The sequence below is a fragment of the Azospirillum brasilense genome (genome assembly GCF_005222205.1).
GTDB classification, from domain to species: Bacteria; Pseudomonadota; Alphaproteobacteria; order Azospirillales; family Azospirillaceae; genus Azospirillum; species Azospirillum brasilense_G.
On the sequence record NZ_CP032349.1, the window covers coordinates 107,748 to 127,805 of the forward strand.

At 67.7% G+C, this 20,058-nt stretch carries 19 protein-coding genes and 2 pseudogenes; 14 read left to right on the forward strand and 7 right to left on the reverse strand.

The window, feature by feature from the left end; all coding sequences use genetic code 11:
* Positions 1-23 precede the first annotated feature (23 nt).
* Positions 24-935, forward strand: a complete 912-nt coding sequence (locus D3869_RS29630; protein ID WP_137143234.1) for a DMT family transporter — start codon at positions 24-26, stop codon at positions 933-935.
* Positions 932-1,375 (forward strand): VOC family protein, encoded by a 444-nt coding sequence (locus D3869_RS29635; protein ID WP_137143235.1) that lies wholly within the window; start codon positions 932-934, stop codon positions 1,373-1,375. Before D3869_RS29630 ends, D3869_RS29635 begins: the two co-directional genes overlap by 4 nt.
* A gap of 121 nt (positions 1,376-1,496) precedes the next feature.
* Here the strand turns inward: D3869_RS29635 and D3869_RS29640 are convergent, their stop codons facing one another.
* On the reverse strand, positions 1,497-2,144 hold the full coding sequence (locus tag D3869_RS29640; RefSeq protein WP_175426666.1) for a GntR family transcriptional regulator: 648 nt from the start codon (positions 2,142-2,144) through the stop codon (positions 1,497-1,499).
* 366 nt (positions 2,145-2,510) lie between these two features.
* Between D3869_RS29640 and D3869_RS29645 the strand changes: the two genes are divergently transcribed.
* Positions 2,511-3,770, forward strand: a complete 1,260-nt coding sequence (locus D3869_RS29645; protein WP_137143237.1) for a Glu/Leu/Phe/Val family dehydrogenase — start codon at positions 2,511-2,513, stop codon at positions 3,768-3,770.
* A 141-nt stretch (positions 3,771-3,911) separates the two neighbouring features.
* The gene (locus tag D3869_RS29650) at positions 3,912-4,373 is read left to right on the forward strand and encodes an Lrp/AsnC ligand binding domain-containing protein (protein ID WP_094305433.1); all 462 of its coding nucleotides are present in this window, start codon (positions 3,912-3,914) and stop codon (positions 4,371-4,373) included.
* A 141-nt stretch (positions 4,374-4,514) separates the two neighbouring features.
* Here D3869_RS29650 and D3869_RS29655 read toward each other — a convergent pair whose 3' ends face one another.
* The 5 genes from D3869_RS29655 to D3869_RS29675 all read right to left on the reverse strand — a co-directional run bounded on the left by D3869_RS29655 (position 4,515) and on the right by D3869_RS29675 (position 8,837).
* On the reverse strand, positions 4,515-5,237 hold the full coding sequence (locus D3869_RS29655) for an ABC transporter ATP-binding protein (protein ID WP_137143238.1): 723 nt from the start codon (positions 5,235-5,237) through the stop codon (positions 4,515-4,517).
* Positions 5,234-5,992 (reverse strand): ABC transporter ATP-binding protein, encoded by a 759-nt coding sequence (locus tag D3869_RS29660; RefSeq protein WP_137143239.1) that lies wholly within the window; start codon positions 5,990-5,992, stop codon positions 5,234-5,236. Before D3869_RS29660 ends, D3869_RS29655 begins: the two co-directional genes overlap by 4 nt.
* A complete protein-coding gene (locus tag D3869_RS29665) occupies positions 5,985-6,875 on the reverse strand; it encodes a branched-chain amino acid ABC transporter permease (protein ID WP_137143240.1) in 891 nt (296 codons plus the stop codon). The genes D3869_RS29660 and D3869_RS29665 overlap by 8 nt, the downstream gene beginning before the upstream one ends.
* The gene (locus tag D3869_RS29670; protein WP_137143241.1) at positions 6,868-7,761 is read right to left on the reverse strand and encodes a branched-chain amino acid ABC transporter permease; all 894 of its coding nucleotides are present in this window, start codon (positions 7,759-7,761) and stop codon (positions 6,868-6,870) included. Before D3869_RS29670 ends, D3869_RS29665 begins: the two co-directional genes overlap by 8 nt.
* Positions 7,762-7,826: 65 nt before the next feature.
* On the reverse strand, positions 7,827-8,837 hold the full coding sequence (locus tag D3869_RS29675) for an ABC transporter substrate-binding protein (RefSeq protein ID WP_211109574.1): 1,011 nt from the start codon (positions 8,835-8,837) through the stop codon (positions 7,827-7,829).
* Between the two features lie 7 nt (positions 8,838-8,844).
* Between D3869_RS29675 and D3869_RS34580 the strand changes: the two genes are divergently transcribed.
* The 7 genes and pseudogenes from D3869_RS34580 to D3869_RS34250 form a co-directional block, all read left to right on the forward strand.
* The gene (locus tag D3869_RS34580; protein WP_282190196.1) at positions 8,845-8,976 is read left to right on the forward strand and encodes a hypothetical protein; all 132 of its coding nucleotides are present in this window, start codon (positions 8,845-8,847) and stop codon (positions 8,974-8,976) included.
* Between the two features lie 110 nt (positions 8,977-9,086).
* A complete protein-coding gene (locus tag D3869_RS29680) occupies positions 9,087-9,389 on the forward strand; it encodes a DDE-type integrase/transposase/recombinase (RefSeq protein WP_175426667.1) in 303 nt (100 codons plus the stop codon).
* 407 nt (positions 9,390-9,796) lie between these two features.
* Positions 9,797-11,368: a hybrid sensor histidine kinase/response regulator gene (locus D3869_RS29685; RefSeq protein ID WP_175426668.1), complete on the forward strand. Its 1,572-nt coding sequence runs from the start codon at positions 9,797-9,799 to the stop codon at positions 11,366-11,368.
* 210 nt (positions 11,369-11,578) lie between these two features.
* Positions 11,579-11,992: pseudogene (locus D3869_RS34815) on the forward strand (IS5 family transposase); the annotation flags it as partial.
* A gap of 53 nt (positions 11,993-12,045) precedes the next feature.
* A complete protein-coding gene (locus D3869_RS34245) occupies positions 12,046-12,819 on the forward strand; it encodes a hypothetical protein (protein WP_247896103.1) in 774 nt (257 codons plus the stop codon).
* 134 nt (positions 12,820-12,953) lie between these two features.
* A complete protein-coding gene (locus D3869_RS33340) occupies positions 12,954-13,091 on the forward strand; it encodes a hypothetical protein (RefSeq protein ID WP_175426669.1) in 138 nt (45 codons plus the stop codon).
* A gap of 108 nt (positions 13,092-13,199) precedes the next feature.
* A pseudogene (locus D3869_RS34250) lies at positions 13,200-13,334 on the forward strand (IS3 family transposase); the annotation flags it as partial.
* A gap of 4 nt (positions 13,335-13,338) precedes the next feature.
* On the opposite strand, the gene D3869_RS29700 reads toward D3869_RS34250, so the two are convergent.
* A complete protein-coding gene (locus D3869_RS29700) occupies positions 13,339-15,288 on the reverse strand; it encodes a di-heme oxidoredictase family protein (protein WP_175426670.1) in 1,950 nt (649 codons plus the stop codon).
* Positions 15,289-15,617: 329 nt separating this feature from the next.
* Between D3869_RS29700 and D3869_RS29705 the strand changes: the two genes are divergently transcribed.
* From D3869_RS29705 to D3869_RS29715, 3 genes are all read left to right on the forward strand, one after another.
* On the forward strand, positions 15,618-16,928 hold the full coding sequence (locus tag D3869_RS29705; RefSeq protein ID WP_137143248.1) for a ferritin-like domain-containing protein: 1,311 nt from the start codon (positions 15,618-15,620) through the stop codon (positions 16,926-16,928).
* 61 nt (positions 16,929-16,989) lie between these two features.
* Positions 16,990-18,843 carry a LodA/GoxA family CTQ-dependent oxidase gene (locus tag D3869_RS29710; RefSeq protein ID WP_137143249.1) on the forward strand — a complete coding sequence of 618 codons (1,854 nt, stop codon included), beginning with the start codon at positions 16,990-16,992 and terminating at the stop codon, positions 18,841-18,843.
* A 19-nt stretch (positions 18,844-18,862) separates the two neighbouring features.
* Positions 18,863-20,038, forward strand: a complete 1,176-nt coding sequence (locus D3869_RS29715; RefSeq protein WP_175426671.1) for a tryptophan 7-halogenase — start codon at positions 18,863-18,865, stop codon at positions 20,036-20,038.
* Positions 20,039-20,058: the final 20 nt, after the last annotated feature.

The window sequence follows — 20,058 nt, forward strand, 5'->3', positions numbered from 1 at the left end:
TCACCGCAACCGAGTGCCGGAACGTGCACCAGAAACATCCTCCGCCCCTTGCCCGGGGCATCGCGCTGATCGTCGTTTCGATGCTGCTGTTCACGTTGTCCGACGTCTTCGCGAAGCAGCTTGCGCAGTCGGTGCACCCCGTCGAGATCGCGTGGCTGCGCTGTCTGGGCGCCGTGCTGCTGCTGGCGCCGGTGGTGGCTGCGCGACCCGCCGTGCTGCGCAGCGCCAAGCCCCGCCTTCAGATTCTGCGCGGGCTCTGCCTGCTGGTCTCGACGACGCTGCTGATCGCCGCGTTCCGCACCCTCGGGCTGGCCGAGGCGACGATGCTGGTCTTCATGTCGCCCTTCTTCCTGACCGCGCTGTCCGCGCTGGTCTTCGGCGACCGGGTGTCGCGCGCCCATTGGGCGGCGGTGGCCATCGGGCTGGCCGGGGTGGCGGTGGTGGTGCGGCCCGGCTTCGGCACGCTGTCTCCCGCGGTGGCTCTGCCCATCCTGTCCTCCCTGGGCTGGGCGGCGGGCATGATCTGCACGCGGCGGATCGGCGGCGCGGACTCCTCCGTGACGACGCTGGTCTGGTCGGTCGGCGTGGGCTTCGCCGCGGCGAGCTTGGCGGTGCCCTTCGTCTTCTCACCCCTGGACGGCGCGCAGATGATCGTTGCCGCCGGCATGGCGGCGGCCTGGACCGGTGCGCATTTCCTGATCGTGCTCGCCTACCGCAGCTTTCCGGCGTGGCAGTTGGCGCCCTTCTCCTACTCGCAGGTGGTCTGGTCGGTGATCCTCGGCTACGCGGCCTTCGCCGAACTGCCGGACGCGATGGCCTTCGCCGGCTCCGCGCTGATCCTGTCGGGCGGTCTGCTGGCCGCCGGTCTCCCGGACACTCGCACACGCATCCCCACCCGTTTCCGCACACAAACGAGGAGCCAAGACGCCCCATGACGACCATCTTCGACACGCTGCACCATGTCTGCATCGTCGTGCACGATCTGGACAGGGCCGTGGCCTACTATGAAGCGCTCGGCGTCGGTCCCTGGTACGACTACCCCAAGAGCGGCCCCTACGTGGAGTTCGAAGTCCCCAACGAGGCCGCGTCAAAGGCCATGCGCTACAAGTGCGCCGACCTCGCCAACGTGCAGATCCAGCTGTGCGATCCGGGCGAACTGGATTCCCCGCAGCGCCGCTTCCTCGACACGCGGGGCGAGGGCGTCTATCACCTGGGCTTCGAAGTGCCGGACCGCGACGCCGCGGAGGCGGAGGGCCGCCGTCTGGGGATGGGAGTGATCGCCCGCGGGCGCCGCGCCGACGGGTCGGGCTTCTGCTATTTCGACACGCGGGCGGAGGCCGGCATCGTGCTGGAAATCCGCAAGACGGCGCCCTGATAGGGCCGGTTAAAGCGGATTGCAATCCGCTTTGGACCGCGACGGCGGCCCCGGCCGCACATGCGGCCGAAGCCCGCCGGCAAGTGAGGCGATGTGAGTCTAAAGCGAACGGAAGTTCGCTTTAGAAGCCTTCCAGGGCGTCCTTGACGATCCGGTGGGTGGTCCGGACATGCTCCCGCGCGGCCTCCTCGGCGGCGTCCGCGCGGTGGTCCGCCAGCGCGCTCAGGATCACCGTATGCTGGTCGTTCGCTTCCTGGGTCTGGTCCTTCGTGAAGATGACGGGAAGCCGCATGTTCCAATAATAGAACAGCGTCTTCTCGTGCATCTCCAGGAAGAAGGGATTGCCCGCCATCTCGATGATGCGCCGGTGGAAGGTTCGGTTGAGCTGGTTCAACTGGGCGCGGTTCATCTGCTCGAACTGGGCCATCTGGTCCACCAAGGCGGCCAGTTCGGTGATGTCGGCGTCGGTCACGCGCGCGGCGGCGAGCCGCGTCGCGTAGCCCTCGATGGCGATGCGGCTTTCGAAGATGGCGTCCATGTTGGACGGGTCGGTGCTTTCCACCACCCAGCCCTTCTCGCGGCTGACCAGCCCTTCACCCTGAAGGCGCAGCAGGGCCTCGCGCACCGGGGTGCGGCCGACGTTCATGGAGGCGGAGATCTCGTCCTCCACCAGACGGGTGCCGGGCTTGATCTCGAAGGTCAGGATCTTCGCCCGGAGCCGGGCGTGCACGTCGGCGGCCAGGAAGTCCGTGCCGTTCCGCTTGCTCATGAGTTCCGTTCCCCTGTGATCCCGCAGCTGTGGCACCGCGCAGCGCCGGCCAGGACGCGCGGCGTTGCCCATCCTTGAAGCATAAAGACCACGGGTTTGGCAAACGCTCCAGCGGCGGCATCCGCCTGGTCAAAAGGCCGCGCCGACACGGCGGCCTCCACCGCTCGAGCATATGCACCGGTCCATTCTCCGCATCGCCTTCCTTTCATCGGCGATTCTCCGATAACGCCGTGCTTAATCGGGAAAGGTTCCGAAAACGCTTGTGGAACCGCGGCCAACCTCCCCGTAGTCTGGAAACGCCGAAAGCGCCAAGGAAGAACAAAGAAATCGCCCGCAACGGCGCAATACAGATCGAGGAAAACAAGCGTGACCATCTACACCGGACCTGTCTTCGACATGTGCCGTCAGCAGTTCACGGCCATTGCGGACCATCTTGACCTGCCGGAGGACGAGCGCGACCGGCTGCTCTACCCGAAGCGGGCGATTACCGTCTCCTGCCCGATCCACCGCGACGACGGCTCGGTGGCGGTCTTCCAGGGCTACCGGGTGCAGCACCACCTGTCGCTGGGGCCGACCAAGGGCGGCACCCGCTTCTCCACCAGCGTGGACATCGGCGAGGTCGCGGCGCTGGCCGTGTGGATGAGCTGGAAATGCGCGCTGGCCGGGCTGCCCTACGGCGGCGCCAAGGGCGGCATCACGGTCGATCCCTCCTCGCTGTCGCGGCGGGAGCTTGAGGCGCTGTCCCGCCGCTACATGCAGGAGATGATCCCCTTCGTCGGCTCCCACACCGACGTGATGGCGCCCGACATGGGCACGAACGAGCAGGTCATGGCCTGGTTCATGGACACCTATTCCATGCACCAGGGCCGCACGGTGACCGAGATCGTCACCGGCAAGCCGGTCGCCACCGGCGGCACCGAGGGGCGGCGCGAGGCCACCGGCCTGGGAGTCGTGCATCTGGTCGGCAGCGCCATGGAGCGGCTGGGCATCCGGGCGGCCCAGGCGACGGCCATCGTGCAGGGCTTCGGCAACGTCGGCGGCGTCGCGGCGGAGGAGCTTCACGCCCGTGGGGTCCGCGTCCTCGGCGTCAGCGACCACACCACCGCCTATTTCGACCCGCGGGGGCTCGACGTTCCGGATCTGCTGCGCCACGTCGCCACCCGCGGCGTGCTCGCCGGCTACTCCACCGAACTGGCCATCGACCCGGAGGAGCTGCTGCTCCAGCCCTGCGACGTGCTGGTGCCGGCGGCCATGGAGCGCGTCATCACCGAGAAGAACGCCGCCCGCCTGCGCTGCCGCATTCTGGCCGAAGGCGCCAACGGCCCGACCACCCCGGAAGCCGACCGCATCCTGGCCGAGCGCGGCGACGACCTGTTCGTCATCCCCGACATCCTGTGCAACTCGGGCGGCGTGATCGTCAGCTATTTCGAATGGGTGCAGGACCTCCAGCAGTTCTTCTGGGGCCGGGACGAGGTGATCGGGCGGCTGTACGGCCATCTCGACCGCGTGTTCCACCAAGTCACCGGCCGCGCTGCCCGCGAGCGCGTGTCCACCCGCGTCGCCGCCATGGCCATCGGCGTGTCCAAGGTCCGCGACGCCAAGAAGACCCGCGGCCTGTTCCCCTGAGCCACGCCTGAATCAAAATGTCCGGGAGGGAGCGGCGCCCGCCGCATCCCTCCCAGACTTTTGCCGCGACCGCCGCAGATTGCCCTTCACCCCGTAATATATACGATATAATATACGACGCGGTGTATCGGGAAATTGAGCATGTCGGACATTGACAAGATCGACCGCCGCATTCTGTCGGTCCTCCAGGTCGAAGGGAGGATCGCCGCGGTTGAACTGGCGGAGCGCATCGGCCTGTCGCCCACCACGACCGGCGAGCGGCTGAAGCGCCTGCAGAAGGACGGCTACATCGAAGGGTTCGGCGCCCGTCTGGCGCCCCAGCGGCTGGGCTTCGGCCTCCTCGTCTTCGTGGAGGTGCTGTTGGACAAGACGACGCCCGACGTGTTCGACCGCTTCGCCCAAGCCATCCGCCGCGCGCCGGAGGTTCTGGAGTGCCACATGGTGGCCGGCGGGTTCGACTATCTGGTGAAGACTCGCGTGGCCGACATGGCGGCCTACCGGCGCTTCCTCGGCGACGTTCTGCTGCCGCTGCCCGGCGTGCGCGAGACGCGCACCTACGCGGTGATGGAGGAGGTCAAGAACGACGCGCCGCTGCCGCTCTAAAGCGAACTTCCGTTCGCTTTAGATTCAAATGGCCTCACTTGCCGGCCGGGCTACGGCCGCAGGGGCGGCCGGGACCGCAGTCACGGTCCAAAAGCGGATCACAATCCGCTTTAGCGGCCACGGCGCGCCCTTCCCGTTTCGTCAGCCGACGACGCTGCCGCCCAGATACAGCTCCCGCATCGACGGGTCGGCCAGCAGATCACGGGCGCGGCCCTCCATCGCCACCGTACCGAGAGTCAGCACATAGGCGCGGTCGGCGATGCCCAGCGCCTCGAAGGCGTTCTGCTCGACCATGACGATGCACATGCCGGTGTCATCGCGGATGCCGGCGATGGCGTCGAACACCTCGTGCATCATCAGCGGCGACAGGCCCGCCGAAGGCTCGTCCAGCAGCAGGATCTTCGGCCCGGCGATCAACGCCCGCACCAGCGACAGGATCTGCCGCTCGCCGCCCGACAGGGCCGACGCCTTGCGGTTCTGCTTGGCGGCCAGCGTCGGGTACTGGCGCATCAGCGCGTCGAAGCGGTCCTCCCGCTCCGCCCGCGGCAGGTGGCGGGCGCCCAGGCGGATGTTCTCCGACACGCTCAGCGTCGCGAAGACGTTGTCCGTCTGCGGCACGAAGCCGACGCCGTAGCCGCGCACCTTGCGGTGGACCGGCACCGCGCCGACGTCCGCGCCGTCGATGGCGATGGTGCCGGCGCGCGGGGCCAGGAAACCGGCGATGCATTTCAGCAGCGTGGACTTGCCGCAGCCGTTCGGTCCCAGGATGGTGACGATCTCGCCGCCCGCGGCGTGGAGGGAGATGCCGTTCAGGATGTCGGCGCCGTCGCCATAGCCGGCCCGCACGTTGGATACATCGATCATGCCGTCAGCTTTCCCTTCTCCACGGCCTTGCCGAGATAGGCCTCGACCACCCGCGGGTTCTCCACCAGCTCCCGCGGGGCGCAGTCGGCGATCAGCGCGCCGCGGTCCAGAACGACGCAGCGGCCGCACAGCTCGCGGATGAACTCCATGTCGTGCTCGACGACCAGGATGGTGACGCCCTGCGCGTTGACCGCCTTCAGCAGCTCCACCATGCGGCTGCGCAGGTTGGGGTGGACGCCCGCCGTCGGCTCGTCCAGGCACAGCAGCTTGGGCCGGCTGCGCAGCGCCGTGGCGATGGACAGCAGCTTCTTCTGCCCGCCGGACAGGGCGCTGGCCGGCTGGTCCTGCACGCGGGTCAGCAGGAACTGGTCGAGCCGCCGCGCCACCTCGGCGTCGTAGCGCCAGCGCCGCAACGCGCCGCCCAGGCCCGCCTCGCGCCGGCAGCCGGCCTGGAGCACCTCGCGCACGGTCATGCGGTGCGGCATCGACGGCAACTGGAAGGTCCGCACCAACCCCAGCCGGGCGATGGCGTGGGGCGGCAGGCCGGTCACGTCGTGGCCGTCCACATTGACCGCGCCGCCGTCGCTGGACGTGAAGCCGGAGAGGATGTTCAGCAGCGTGCTCTTGCCCGAGCCGTTGGGGCCGAGCAGCCCGACGATCTCCCCCTTGCGGACCGACAGCGACACGCCGTCCAGCACGCAATGGGCGCCGAAGGATTTCCGGATGGATTCGGTGGACAGGATCGTCTCAAGCATGGCGCCCTCCGATGCGTTCGGGGATCAGGCCCTGGGTGCGCCAGAGGAGGAAGGCCAGCAGACCGCCGCCGACCAGGGTCAGCCGCATCGCCGCCACGAACTCCGACGGCAGGCCCAGCGCGTCCTTCACGAAGGGCACGTAGGCCAGCAGGAACTGCATGAGGAAGGCTCCGGCCACCGCCCCCAGATTGTTGCCCAGCCCGCCGACGATCAGCATGGACCAGATCAGGAAGGTCTCGGCGCTGTAGAGCTGGTCCGGCCCGACGAAGGTGGCGTAATGGGCGAACAGGAAGCCGGCGACGGCGGCGATCAGCCCGCTGATGACCAGCGGCGTGCGCCTGAGTGCGGCGAGGTCGTAGCCTAGCGAGGAGGCCAACTGAGGCTCCTCCCGCAGCAGCTTCAGCGCCAGCCCGTAGCGCCCGTTGACGAGGCGCTGGCACAGAGCCCAGCAGGCCGCCAGCAGAACGGCGCACAGCGCGAGCGTGGCCAGCGGCCCCCAGGGCGTCGGCAGGGAGCCGAACAGCATCGGCAGCCCGTGGATGCCCTGCGCGCCGCCGGTCAGCCATTGCTCGTTGGTGGCGAAGGTGCGCAGGATCTCGGCGATGGACAGGGTGGCGATCCCCCAATAGTCCGCCCCCAGATTGCGCCCCAACCGCGCGAAGGCCAGCGCGAGCAGCGCCGCAGCAGCACCGCCCAGCAGCAGCCCGGCCAGCGGGCCCCACTGGTTGGCGAAGGCGATGGCCGCGCCGTAGGTGCCGCAGCCGAACAGGGCGATGTGGCCGAAATTCACCAGACCGGCGAAGCCGACCTGGAGGTTGAGGCTGAGCGCCAGCAACCCGAACAGGCAGGCCATGGTGGAGACGTGGATCAGGAACTCAAACACGCTTCACCTCGCTGACGAACAGGCCGTGCGGGCGGACCAGCAGGGCGGCGACCAGGATCAGGAAGGACATCGCCGTGGCGTAGCTGGCCGGCAGGAACAGCAGCGGCTCCCCCACCAGCGGGCCGAGGTTGACGTTGGTGACCAGCGTCTCCGCGGTGGCGATGATGACCGCCCCGGCCACCGCGCCCAGCGCGTTGCCAAGGCCCCCCAGGATGGCCGCGGCGAAGACCGGCAGCAGCACGTCCATGCCGAGCTGGATGTTCATCTCCCCCTTCAGCGCCAGCCCGATGCCGCCCAGCGCGGCCAGGACGCCGCTGAGGAAGACCACGCTGTTGGTGATGAGGCGCGCGTCGATCCCGGTGGCGGCGGCCAGCACCCGGTTGGTCGCCGTCGCCCGCATGGAGCGGCCCAGCGTGGTGCGGAACAGCAGCAGCGTCAGCACGATCACCGCTCCGGCAGTCAGCCCGACGGCGGTGAGCTGGTGGACCGTCAGCCGGGCGTCCAGGACGCGGATGACCGGGTGGCTGTCCAGGTCGAAACGACGGGAGTCCGGCCCGAAGACCACCAGGAAAACCGCCGACAGGATCATCGTGACGGCCAGCGATCCCACCATGGCGATGGCCGAGCCGGAGGCGAGCAGCCGTTCAAACACCGTCACGTTCAGCAGCACGGCGAGGCCGCCGACCAGCAGGCAGGCGAGCAGCCCGGCCACCGGCAGCGGCAGCCCGGCGCCTTGCAGCAGAAGCGCCAGGAAGGACCCGGCGACCGCGTATTGGACGAGCGCGATGTTGGGGAAGCGGATGAGGGAGTAGACGCAGCTCAGCCCCACCGCGATGAGGGCGAGATCGACGGTCCGGATGAGGACGTCGGAAAGGAATTGTACCATCGTGGAAAGATCCCCCGTGCGATCCGGTCGGGGGCCGGACGCCGCGGCGCCCGGCCCCGGCGCGCTCAGCGGAGCACGAGCTTGCCGTTGTCCACCTTCATCTTCAGGTAGGGCTGGCTGTCGCGCATCCGGTTCGCGTCGAAGGTAATCTGGCCGGTGGCGCCCTCATAGCCCTTGCCCAGCTCCTTCAGCGCCGCGCCGATGGCGGCGGGGTCGGTGCTGCCCGCCTTGTTGATGGCGGCGGCGGCGATCTTCACGGCGTCGTAGGTGTAACCGTTCCAGGTCGTGCGGAAGTCCTCGCCGTACTTCTTCTTGTAGGCGTCCTGATAGGCGCCGCCGTTCGGGCCGATGTAATTGACCTCGAGCCCGTACTGGCCCTGCTTGGTCTTCGGGTCGCTGTCGGCGGTGGACATGGACAGCAGGTAGCCGTACCAGGGCGTCTCGTTCAGACCCAGTTCGGACGCCTCGCGGTTGATGACGGCGCCCTCGCGGCTGTAGGCGGAGTAGACGAACACATCCGGCTTGGCCTGGGCGAGCTGCTGGAGTTCGCGGCGGTAGGTGGTCTGCCCCTCCGGATAGGCGATGGAGGCCAGAACCTGACCGCCCGCCGCCTTGAAATGCTTGGTGAACTGCTCGATCACGCCCTGGCCGAAGGCGTTGTTGGGGGCGATGATGACCGCCTTGCGCCAGCCCTGGGCCATGATGTCGTCGGCGGCGAACTTCGTCGTCACATGGTCGAGGCCGACCAAGCTGAAATGCCCTTCGCCCAGGTCGCGCAGCAGGCCGCTGGTGCTGGCCGGGTTCAGGTGGATGCGCTTCTGCTGCACCAGATACTGGCCGATGGGCAGGGTGTTGCCCGACGAATATTCGCCGATCACCAGCGGCACGTTGTTGACCGTCACCAGCTTGCGCGCGGCGTCGAGCGCGGAGGGCGGACGCCCGCCGGAGTCCTCCACGATCACCTTCAGCGGCTGGCCGAGCACGCCGCCCTTGGCGTTCACCTCCTCCGTCGCGATCTCGATGCCGCGGAGCTGGTCGGCGCCGATGGTGGCGCTGGCGCCGGACAGAGGAATCACCGCGCCGATGGAAACCGGCTCGGCCTGGGCGGAAGAAACATACGTTCCGCACAAAAAAGTCATAGCAAGCGTAAAGCCGATCCTCTTGATCGAAGAAATCATGAAATACCCCCTGTTCTTTGATTATGGGCGCGCCTGATGCACCGGTCCCATAGGCAAGGTTAGCGGGCAAAATTCCGCATTTGTATCCGGCATTATTAGATTTTTTCCTTAATTGTTGCGGAAATCTGCCGAATTTCCGGAAAATTCTTGGTCACCCCCGGTAAGCTACGGCCCTATGAAGCCGCCTTCCATGAGATTTGCCTATCGGCCCGCCACGAGCAGGGCCGCCGCCAAAACAACCGGACCGAGGTCTCGCACCAGCCGCTGCGTCGCCGCGAACGCAAGATGCAGCGGTTCAAATCACCTGGGTCCGCCGAGCGCTTTGTCTCGATGCACGCCGCCGCCTACAACAGCTTCAACCTGCAGCGCCACTTGGTTTCCCGCCGCACCCTGCGCACCGTCCGGGCGCAGGCTATGGCCGATTGGCAGGCCGCGACCGCCGCGGCGTGAACCCGTCGGGGGCTCCGGGCTTCCGGTGCGATGGTTCAGTTCACGTGACAAGGCCGTTCGTGTGACAATGCCGCCCCGTGGCTTTTTCGGTCAGACCTGAATTCGCGGTTTCCTCCGGTCATTGGCATCCCCGCCTTACCAGGAAATTGGGGCTGCGCCAAACCTGGGGCAGCTCATCCGTTTCTCCATCATTGGACGTGGTCTCCTGATGGGCGTACCAAGTTTAGCCAACTGGCCAGGAAACAGAGAGCAGATCTGAAAGAGCAAAAGTACACTGTCCCCAGTGTAGCGAGAAATGCTGTGCCCTTCATTGTTACACAGTTAGGGAGGGCAAAAATTTGGCCTCGAGCAATCTACCTCGGCCGGACAACGAGTCTGCGCGGCTCGATGCGTTGAAGAGATACGACGTGCTCGACACGCCGGCTGAGGAGGTTTTTGACCGGATCACCACTCTTGCTGCCCGCTATTTCGGCATGCCCATTGCTCTGGTCAGTCTGGTGGACGAAACCCGCCAGTGGTTCAAATCCCATTATGGGTTGGAGATATCATGTACGGAACGCCGTCTGGCTTTCTGTGCCTACACCATTTTGGAAGAGCGGGTGATGGTGGTGCCCGACGCAATGCTCGACAAACGCTTCGCCGACAATGATCTTGTGACAGGCCCACCTCATATCCGCTTCTATGCTGGTGCTCCACTCGTCACGGAAGACCGGCATCTGCTCGGAACCTTTACCGTGATCGATCAACGGCCACATTGGGATTTCGGCCCAGACCGGCAGGGTGACCTTGCTGATTTCGCCCGCTTGGTCATGCACGAGTTGGAACGACGCCGTGCTCTGGCTCAAGCCGAAGCCGCGCGGGCCGAGGCGCTACGGGCTAACAGCGCAAAAACGCGATTCCTTGCTGCGGCCAGCCACGATCTTCGTCAGCCTTTCCAAGCTATGGAATTGCTCACCGGTGTGCTCGCCCAGCGCTTGCAGGATCAGGCGGACAACTTGGCGCTGCTGGAGCGCGTGCAAGAGGCACTGCATTCCGGCCAAGGCCTTCTCCATGGACTGCTCGACATCGCCACGCTGGAGGCTGGAACCGTCGAACCAACCATCTCGGAATTCCGGATGTGCAATGTGGTCAAACGGTTGGTGCGTGAGATGTCGGCTTTGGCGGAGCGGAAGGGGATCAACCTGAGCGTCACGGAGTGTCGCCGATCGGTACGCAGCGATCCCCTGTTGCTGGAGCGCATTCTGCGCAACCTGATCAGCAACGCCATAGCTCACACCGAGCGAGGGCGAGTGCTGGTCGGCTGCCGACGCTCTGGTGCCGTGCTGCGGGTGGAAGTCTGGGACACCGGCCCTGGCATCCCGCTGGACCAAATCGATCTCATTTTCGAGGAGTTCTACCAGATCGGCAATCCGGAGCGGAACAGCCGCAAGGGTCTTGGCCTTGGCCTCGCCATCGTGCGCAAGACCGCGGAGTTGCTGGGCCATCACATCGGTGTAAAGTCCACGCTTGGAAAAGGGACGATGTTTTTCGTCGAGGTGCCCCTGACGCAGGCTGAAACTGAACCGGCGGAAACCACGGAAGCGCAGACGCAAACCGAATTTGCCGGACGCACCATCGTGGTGATCGAAGATGAGGAACGGCAGCGTGGAGCGCTTTCCATGTTCTTGGAAAGTTTGGGCTGCCAAGTCATCGCCACCAGTTCGGCCACGGAGGCAGTCAGCCGTGTGAGGGGGGGCTTTCCGCCCGATGTTGTGGTGAGTGACTTCCGCCTCGCCGGACGAAAGACTGGGTTGGAAGCCATCTCTGCCGTCCGCCTGGCGGTCGGACAGCGCGTGCCGGCTGTGCTGGTCACTGGCGATACAGATCCACAGCGGCTGCGACAAGCGAAACGGGGCGGTTATACACTGCTGCACAAACCTTTCCGTCCAGAGGATCTGAAACAAGCTTTGACCAAAGCCTTCACCAATCGTCGCGGGTAGATACAGCATCAGCCGTTTTGAATGCAGGTAATCGTTTGCGGAAGCTATCAATTACCCACAAGCTGGGGAGCGATTTCCCTACATAAGTTAAACCGCGCCGGGTACGTAGGGCGCCATGATGGTCGGGACAGGCCAAATAAGGTCCTGTCTGACGGAGCGGCGTGTTGGAGCTGTTGGAAGCGGTAGCCCCCTCCAGCCGGAACGACCGCGATGCGCCGCCATGAACTCTCGGATGCCCAGTGGGCGCTGGTTTCAGAACGGATGCCGCCGACCGGGCGCCCTGGCGGGCGGTGGCGCAGCCACCGTGAGGTCGTCAACGGGCTGTTCTGGAAGCTGGACACTGGCGTACCCTGGCGCGACATTCCAGCACCTTATGGACCATGGCAGACCATCTACGACCGCTTCGTGCGGTGGCGGCGCAATGGCTTGTTTGACCGGCTGCTGGAGCGTCTACACCTGCGCCTGGGTGGGCAGGGACAGATCGACCGGGATGTCTGGTGCGTGGACGGCACCAACATCCGTGCCACCCAGGCCGCCGCCGCCGGCCGAAAAGGGGGGATGCCCATGAGCCGGACGATCATGCCCTCCCTCGGCCGCTCGCGCGGCGGCTTTGGCTCCAAGATCCATCTGGTGACCGCCCTTCCAAGCCCTGGCCTCAACCAGCACCAGGAAACGACATGCCCCATTTCATCACCGAACCTTCGCTTCCAGCGGCCACACTCGCTGATGACGGCCCTGCCGCCCTTACGAGCCCGGCGCCACTCCCCATGCTGCTGTTCTGTCCCCGCTGCGGCCTTCAGCATATCGACGCGCCGGACGAGAGGGCCGGCTGGACCTACTCGCCCCACCGGAGCCATCTCTGCGCCGACTGCGGCTGCATCTGGCGGCCGGCCGACGTACCGACCAGCGGTGTGCTGGCCATCGCCACTTCGGGAAAGGCGGACAACTGGAACGGCGCCGATGCCGTCGCCGCGGCAGAGGCGGAACTGCTCCGGACCTTCAAGGACATCATGACGCTTGCCGGTGCTGCCCGCGAAGACGCCGCGCAGCTTCCCGGAGTGACCGACATGCTGATCGGCAAAGTCGCAGGCCTGTCGCGCGCTGCCTCCATCATCGCAGCAGCGATGGACGATCCCGCGGAATGCAGCATTCAGGTTGGCGCCTTCAGGGAAGCGTCAATGCATCCTGGCGCGCTTGATCCGCTCCAGGTGGTTGAGCAGGTCGGCCAAATCGTCGGCGTCCTCGATGCTGAGCGAGGACATCTCCCGGTCCCCGACGCGGGCGACGTCGCCGGTCGTGGTGTTGATGACCATCCAGCCATTTCCGGAGGGGTTGGGGGCGATGTCGTAGACCGCGTTCATAAGCCGAGATTGGTTCTCGTCGGTGGCCCACGCCATTGCGAGGAGGGGGTAAACCGGAGCGCAACCGGACAGGCCCCTTTGACGGCCTAAAGCGGATTGCAATCCGCTTTGGACCGCGACGGCGGCCCCGGCCGCACATGCGGCCGAAGCCCGCCGGCAAGTGAGGCGATGTGAGTCTAAAGCGAACGGAAGTTCGCTTTAGGGCCCTGGCGCTGGTCAAGGCCATGGCCGAGGCCGACCTTTCCGGTGAGTTCCTCGATCTCACCGTTTTGCTGGCCCCGCGAGAGGGCGGCGTCTGCCGCCGGGTGCGCGCCGGCATCTCGGTGGTGATCGGCGACCCGGAGGAGTTTGAGGATGCCTGATCCGGTCACCACCATGACCGCCATGCTGCGCGCCGTGCTCCCGCCGGACGTCCCGCCCTCCTTCCGCCGCGCCCTGTCCGCAAGCTTCGACGGCGCAGGCCACCGGCGATCCGGCGCCGCGGACCATGGCGTAGCCTGGAGGCCGTCGAGTTCGCCACCTTGGAATGGGTCGACTGTTTCAATGACCGGCGCATCCTCGAACTCGTCGACACCATTCCGCCCGCCGGAGCCGAAGCGCGCTAGTCGGTCAGAACGGCACCACCGCTCCAGGCAGGGGCGGCAGACGCAAACTCGCCAGATAAGCGATCAGCGCCTGTTGGTCGTCAGTGTTCAAGGCGTAGAAGGCGTTGATCACCGGGTCCGCTTCGCTGCCGGCGCATTGGTAGGGGAACTCGGCTGCGATGCCGGCCGGGCGGGTACCGCCATGGAAGCGGATCGCCTGGACCAGATCCAGCGCGCGCCCGTCATGCAGGTAAGGCCAGCTGTCGGCAACGCCCCACAGGGGCCGGGTCAGGAATAGCTGCGGGGGAACGGCGATGTCCGCCACGTCGGTGCCCTGTGGCGCGATGTCGGCGAGGCAGGGGCCCATGTCGTGCAGGCGCAGGTCGCTCAGCAGCGGCACCGCCAGGGGGCCTTCCGGCGTGTCGAAGGGCAGCCGGGCGCGGGCGTAGGCCGGCAGCGGCCCTGCCGGATCCTCGGCCTTCCCGCCGTCCGGATTGCGCCACGGCATCGACGGGTCCGCCCGGCTCGCCAGCGTGTTCAGGTTGATCTCCAGACCGCCGACCGCGACCGTGTCGGCATCGGCGACCGCCTTGGCGTAGAGGGCGGCGACCGCCGCGTCCGGCGCGCCCTGGCGGACGGCCGCGCCGGCATCCGCCGACGCCTTGGCCAGCCGCGCCCGCGCCTCGCGCACCACCGGCAGATGGTCGGTGCTGGGCAGGGCGTTGACCAGAGTCGGGGAGGCGACGGTCCGCCTGCGCGTTTCCTCGGTGCGCCCCTGGATGCGCGAGGGCAGCGCGATCCCGGCGTCGGAGCCGGCCTGATCGGGATGCCCCAGCACGGTGCCCCACTCGATCGTCACCACCGGCCGGTCGAGCGTCTGCACCGGAAGATGGCAGGACGCGCACATGGCGCTGCCGGCCGGAAGCCCGGCGTCGGTTGCCGTGCCGGCGAACAGCGCCGCGCCGCGGGCCACCCTGGCCTTGGCGGCCGGATCGGCCGGCGTCTCGACCACCGGCGGCCGGGTCATCGCGACGAAGCTCGTCAGCGCCCCGACGTTGCCGTAGCTCAGCTCGTTGATCACCCCGTCGGCGTCGTTGTCGTTGTTCTCCCCGACGATCTCGACCCCTTCCATGCTGAAATGGAACTGGGTCGCGGAGGCCGCGAAGTGGCGGACCGACGAGGCGATGCCCTTCCACTGGAACGGGCGCACGACCAGATCCGGGGAGACCCCGGTCAGCCGGCTGTAATCATAGACGATCCGCTGCGCCTTGCTGTCGTAGGTGGCGCCGAGCCAGCCGAAGGACAGGTTTTTGGCCGCCAGCGGCAGGGTCACCGGCTTGTCGGGCGTGTAGCGGGCGTGGTCGGCGAGAAGGGCCTGCTGCCCGAGCAGCTGCCCGGTGATCTCGTTGGCCAGCGCCTGGGTGTAGCCGGTCCCGAACACGTGCGGCGGGTTGCGGACCAGCTGGGTCAGGGGGTTGGGGAACTGGCTGTTGATGAAGGCGTTGTTGGCGATGCCGGCGGCGCCGCCGATCGCCGGCTGGGTGCGGGTCGCCGGTCCGGGCGGGTTGGCGCCGGCGAGGTCGGGCTGGACGGTGGCGCCGATCGAGGTGTGGCACTCGTAGCAGCTCTGGCTGTCGATGCCGTTCAGGCGCAGGAAGGGGATCGGCGGCGGCACGGTCCCATCCGCCGTCGCGTAGGGGCTGAACGGGGAGTTCGGGTAGAGCGCCTTGCGCTGCCACGCGCGCGGACCGTCCGCGCCCTCGCCCCAGCCGTCCTGCGGGAAGTAGGGATAGCTGAAGAAATGCGCGCCGGATTCCAGGATCCGCCGCAGAGGCACGCCACCCTTCATCACCTCCTGCTGCTGGATCGTCACGCTTTCGGTGATGTTGGCCTGCTGGGCACCCGCCTTGGAGGTGAGGAACGCGGAAAGGCCCATCATCACGATTGGCCATGCCGCGACGCGAACGCTTGCCATGCGCATGAACTCCCGATTTTTGCGTATCGCCCGATACTGTCGGAGCAGCCCTGAAAATCAAACCAAATAATTCATGACAATATACTTAGAGATCTAATTTTTTGTGATCTACAATGCCAAAAATCCCAAAATTATTCGTACTCGTTCAAATAAAATTCGGGGAACTGCATGAGTTTTCAAAAATCATATCATTGTATGTGCATTCTTTACGGGACATTGACTCGTTGATTCTTTGAAATTTCTTCCCGATAGTTGGCGCACGCGACGCATCAACGCGCGCCGGAACAGCGGCGCGCGAGCGGCATCACCGAGCGGGAGGGACGCGGACCATGACTGAGCAACGTCTTCTGGAGCGGGCGCAGGGGAAGGCGGCGGCCCCACTGTCGGTCGCCTACACGCCGATTTCGACCCTCGCGGATCTGCGCGCCGCCGCGCAGCTGGCGATCCAGGTCGAATTCACCACGGTGCCCGCCTATCTGACGGCGCTCTACTCGATCACCGACAAGGGCTCGGCCGCCTACCAGGCCCTGCGCAGCGTCGTGGTGGAGGAGATGTTCCACCTCAACCAGGCGGCCAACATCCTGGTCGGCATCGGCGGGCAACCCAAGCTGACCGGGAGCGTGGTGCCCGTCTACCCGGCCTATCTGCCCTCGGCCAGCACCACCGCCACGCCCTATGTCGGGCTGTACCGCGCCTCGCAGGCGGTGTTCCGCAACGTCTTCATGGCGATCGAGACCCCCGCCCCCTTCACCGCGCCGCCGCAGGGCAGCGACTACCAGACCATCGGCCAGCTCTACAAGGCCCTGTGGGACGGCATCGGGCACTGCGTCGACCAGTACGGCGCGGACAAGGTCTTCGTCGAGAATCCGGCGGCCGAGCAGCGCACCGACATCTACCTCGGCAAGTTCGGCGGCAAGGCCGTGAAGGTGACCGACCTGGACAGCGCCCAGTTCGGCATCCAGCAGATCGTCCAGCAGGGCGAGGGCGCGGTGAACCCGACCCACCCGCTGGTCCCCCAGCAGCCCTACGGCGCCTACGAGCATTACGGCGCCCGCACCGATGGCACCTACGGGCCGATCCTCGGCACGCCCTACGAGCTGTCGCACTATTACAAGTTCCTGCGCGTGGCCGACGCGCCGGATTTCCCCGACACGCTTCCCATCGTCTCCAACCCGCGGGTGTCGGACTTCACCAACGCCACGGCCGTCCAGGCGGTCAAGGCGTTCAACATCGGCTACAGCGTGATGCTGCAGAGCCTGGAGGCCTCCTTCACCAAGGCGGGCGGCGCGGCGGACTCCTATTTCACGCTGGCCCTGCCGCTGATGCACAACCAGCTGCCGACCCTGGCCAATCTGGTGATGCAGCTTCCCGTCTTCCCCGACGGCGACCCAACGGTCGGGCCCAACGCCGCCCCGACCTTCGAGTATGTCGAGGGCGCCAGCTTCGACGGCTTCCTCGCGGCGCTGCAGGCCCTCGACAAACTGCTGGCCGGCCAGGGGCTGCCCGAGCTGCTCGTCGCCCCGGTGGCGCCGCCCGCCCCGCCGGGCCCGGCCCCCAAGCACCGGGAGGCGCTGCACGGGGTGATCGACGGCGTCCGAACGCTGAAGAGCCGCTCCGACGCCACCGGACTCGGGCTGTAACCCGGCACCGCCCAAACGGCACCACCCAGCCCGGCCAGATCGGGACAGCGAGGGGAAAACCATGTCCAACACCGTCTATTCCATCGTCCCCGCCATCGGCATCGCGCGCGTCGGCAACGCGCCGACGGCCTTCTACATCGGCCCCGAGACGGAGGGCGGCCTGCCCACCCTGCCCGACGGCCGAACCGTCGGGGAGCAGGATTTCCGCGACGACGAAGGCCGGCTGTGCCGGCAGGCGGCGCGCTTCCGCTTGATGCGCAGCGTCGACGGCGGACCGCCCGAGGAGGTCACGTTGAAAAGCAAGGGCGTGGCCTCGATCCGCTGGTACGTCCACCTCGCCAACAAGAAGGCGAGCTGGTACGAGTTCCAGACCTCGAAGGGCGAGGACGGCTACGCGCCGAACCACCCGCTGCGCAACGCCGACCGGACCAGCGCGGAGGAGCGGCGCGCCCTGATCATCGACGCCGGGCCCCGCTCGATCGAGGGAAGCGACGCCCCGGCCGAGCACTTCTCGCGCGACACCATCCCGCCGGGCTACGCCGGCAGCTTTCCGCCCGAGGGGCTGAAGCCCTACCCCATCGACACGCTGGGCGAGCTGCGCACCGACGAAGAGGGCCGCCTTCTGGTGCTGGGCGGGCTGGGGCATTCCGGATCGGACAGGCCGTCGCCCCACATCGGGCAATACGCCAACAACGACGGCTGGTGGGACGACACCTCGGACGGGCCGGTGTCGGTGAAGATCAGCCTGTTGGACGATGAGGACGGCCCCCCCGACGTGGAGGTCGGCGGCGCCTGGGTGATGGTCGGACCGCCCTCCTACGCGCCGCAGATCCCCAATCTGGTGACGCTGTACGACACCATCTTCGACGTCGTGGTGCGCAAGCAGGGGCTCCGCCCCGACCTGTTCGCGGACGGGATGTGGAAGAGCGGGCCGACCGGCTACAAGCCCTTTTTCGAGACCGACATCAAGCCGATCTTCGAGCGCGTCGCCCGCTACCCCTGGGTCGCGGCGATCCCGCCGAAGCCGCACAGCTTCGATTTCGCCAGGCTCGGCGATCCGGATCCCAAGCTCAACGGGTTCCGCGCCTACATCCTCGACATCATCCGCCCGCCCGGCGCGGACAACGTCCTGGTGAACGCCAGCACCGGCGCCACCGCCATGCCCTATCTGGCCGGCGACGACGCGCTGGGCGCCTCGAAACCCGGCACCGTCACCGCGGCGACCTCGAAGTACCTGCGCCTGACCGACACCCAGTATTTCCTCCTCCAGCAATGGGCCGACGGCTGGTTCGAGCCGGGGGCCGAACCGGCCGGGACCGCCGGCGATCCGGTCACCCGCGGCGTGCTGGCCAACTGCGTCGGCGGCGCCTTCTCGCCGGGCATCGAGATGACCTGGATCTCCCGCAACCCGGCCATCTACGACGGCCCCTTCCGCATCAAGGCGCGGCCGGACGTGTCCGGCCCGCTCAGCCTCGGCTTCGATCCGGCGACGGGCATGGAGCCGGGCGACATCAGCCGCTACATGGCCGTCCCCTGGCAGGCCGACTTCAACGAATGCTCGTCGCAGCCCATCGAGGGCCGGATTCTGTGGTGGTGGCCGGCGCAGCGGCCGGAATTCGTCTATCTGCCGCCCGATCCCAAGGCCCTCCTGGCCGAGCCCAGCCCGGCCCTGGGGCCGCAGGTGTCGTGGATCGGCACCGAGTACAACCAGAAGGCCGACGACTACATCCAGTTCGCCGACGACCTGGACATGGTAAAGCTGTGGGACCAGCTCGGCTTCGTCTTCAACATCGGCAGCGCCGACGATCCCTATTTCGTCGAGGTGGCGCGCCGGCTTCCCCGCACGCCCGGTTCGCAGGGCGACACCGCGGGAATCGGCGAGCCGGCGCGGCCGCTGGTGGCCGATGTCCCCTGAAGCGTTGTCCCCTGAGGCGTTGCACGACCCGCTTCCGGGCGCGCTTCCGGGCACGGACGCGGCGGACGTCCTGATCGTGGGGGCGGGGCCGGCGGGCTCCGCCACCGCGCTCACCCTGCGCGCGGCCGGCGTGCCGCGCGTGGTCCTGGTCGACCGCGCCGCCCACGGCTCGCCGGAGCGGGCGGCGCTGCGGGTCGGCGAATCGGCGACGCCCAACGTCGGACCGCTGCTGGCCCGGCTCGGCCTGCCGGACGATCTCGGGCGGCTCGGCCATCGCCCCTACCACGGCAATCTCAGCCTGTGGAGCGGCGACGGGGAGACCGCCGACGATTTCCTGCGGCGGGGCAGCGGGCACGGCTGGCATCTCGACCGCGCCCGCTTCGACCGTTGGCTGCGCGACGCGGCGGTGGAGCGCGGCGCCCGCCTCCTGGCCCCCGCCACACTCGCCGGGGTCGAACGCCGGCCGGAGGGCGGCTGGACCGTCGGGCTGCGCGACGCGGACGGGCGGCGCAGCGTGACCGCCCGCGTGGTGGTGGACGCCGGCGGCCGGCGGGCGCCGCTGGCGACCGCGCTCGGCGCGCGGCGGCGGCGGCTCGACCGCCTGATCGCCCTGGCGGTCGAGGCCGCTCCGGCCGCCGGGCCTGCCGGCGGGGGCTTCCGCGGCCGCTCCTTCGTGGAGGCGGTGGAGATCGGCTGGTGGTACGCGGCGGTGCTGCCGGGCGGGCGCGCCATCGTCACGCTGATGACCGACGACGACATCGCCCGCGCCGCCGGTCTGGCCGGCGCGGACGCCTTCCGCTCCGCCTGGGCGGCCACCTCGCGCCTGCGCGATCTGGTTCCGCCGCCGGAAGACGGCCCCGGCGCCGGAGCGGCCCCGGCGGTCTTCTCGGCCGCCTCGCAGCACGTCGACCGGGCGGTCGGCGCCGGCTGGATCGCCGTCGGCGACGCGCTGATCGGCTTCGACCCGCTGACCTCCTCCGGCATTGCCGGGGCGCTCGACGACGCGCTGGCCGCCGCCGACACCATCCTGCGCTGGTTCTCCGGCGACGGCGCCGCGGCGCGCACCGCGGCGATCGGCTACGCCCGGCGCGCCGAGGACACGCTGCGCCGCTATCTGGCCGAGCGGACCCGCCATTACACCGCCGGGGGCCGCTGGCCCGACGCCCCCTTCTGGAGCCGCCGGGCCGCGCGGTGAGCGTGGATGCGGTGAGCGTG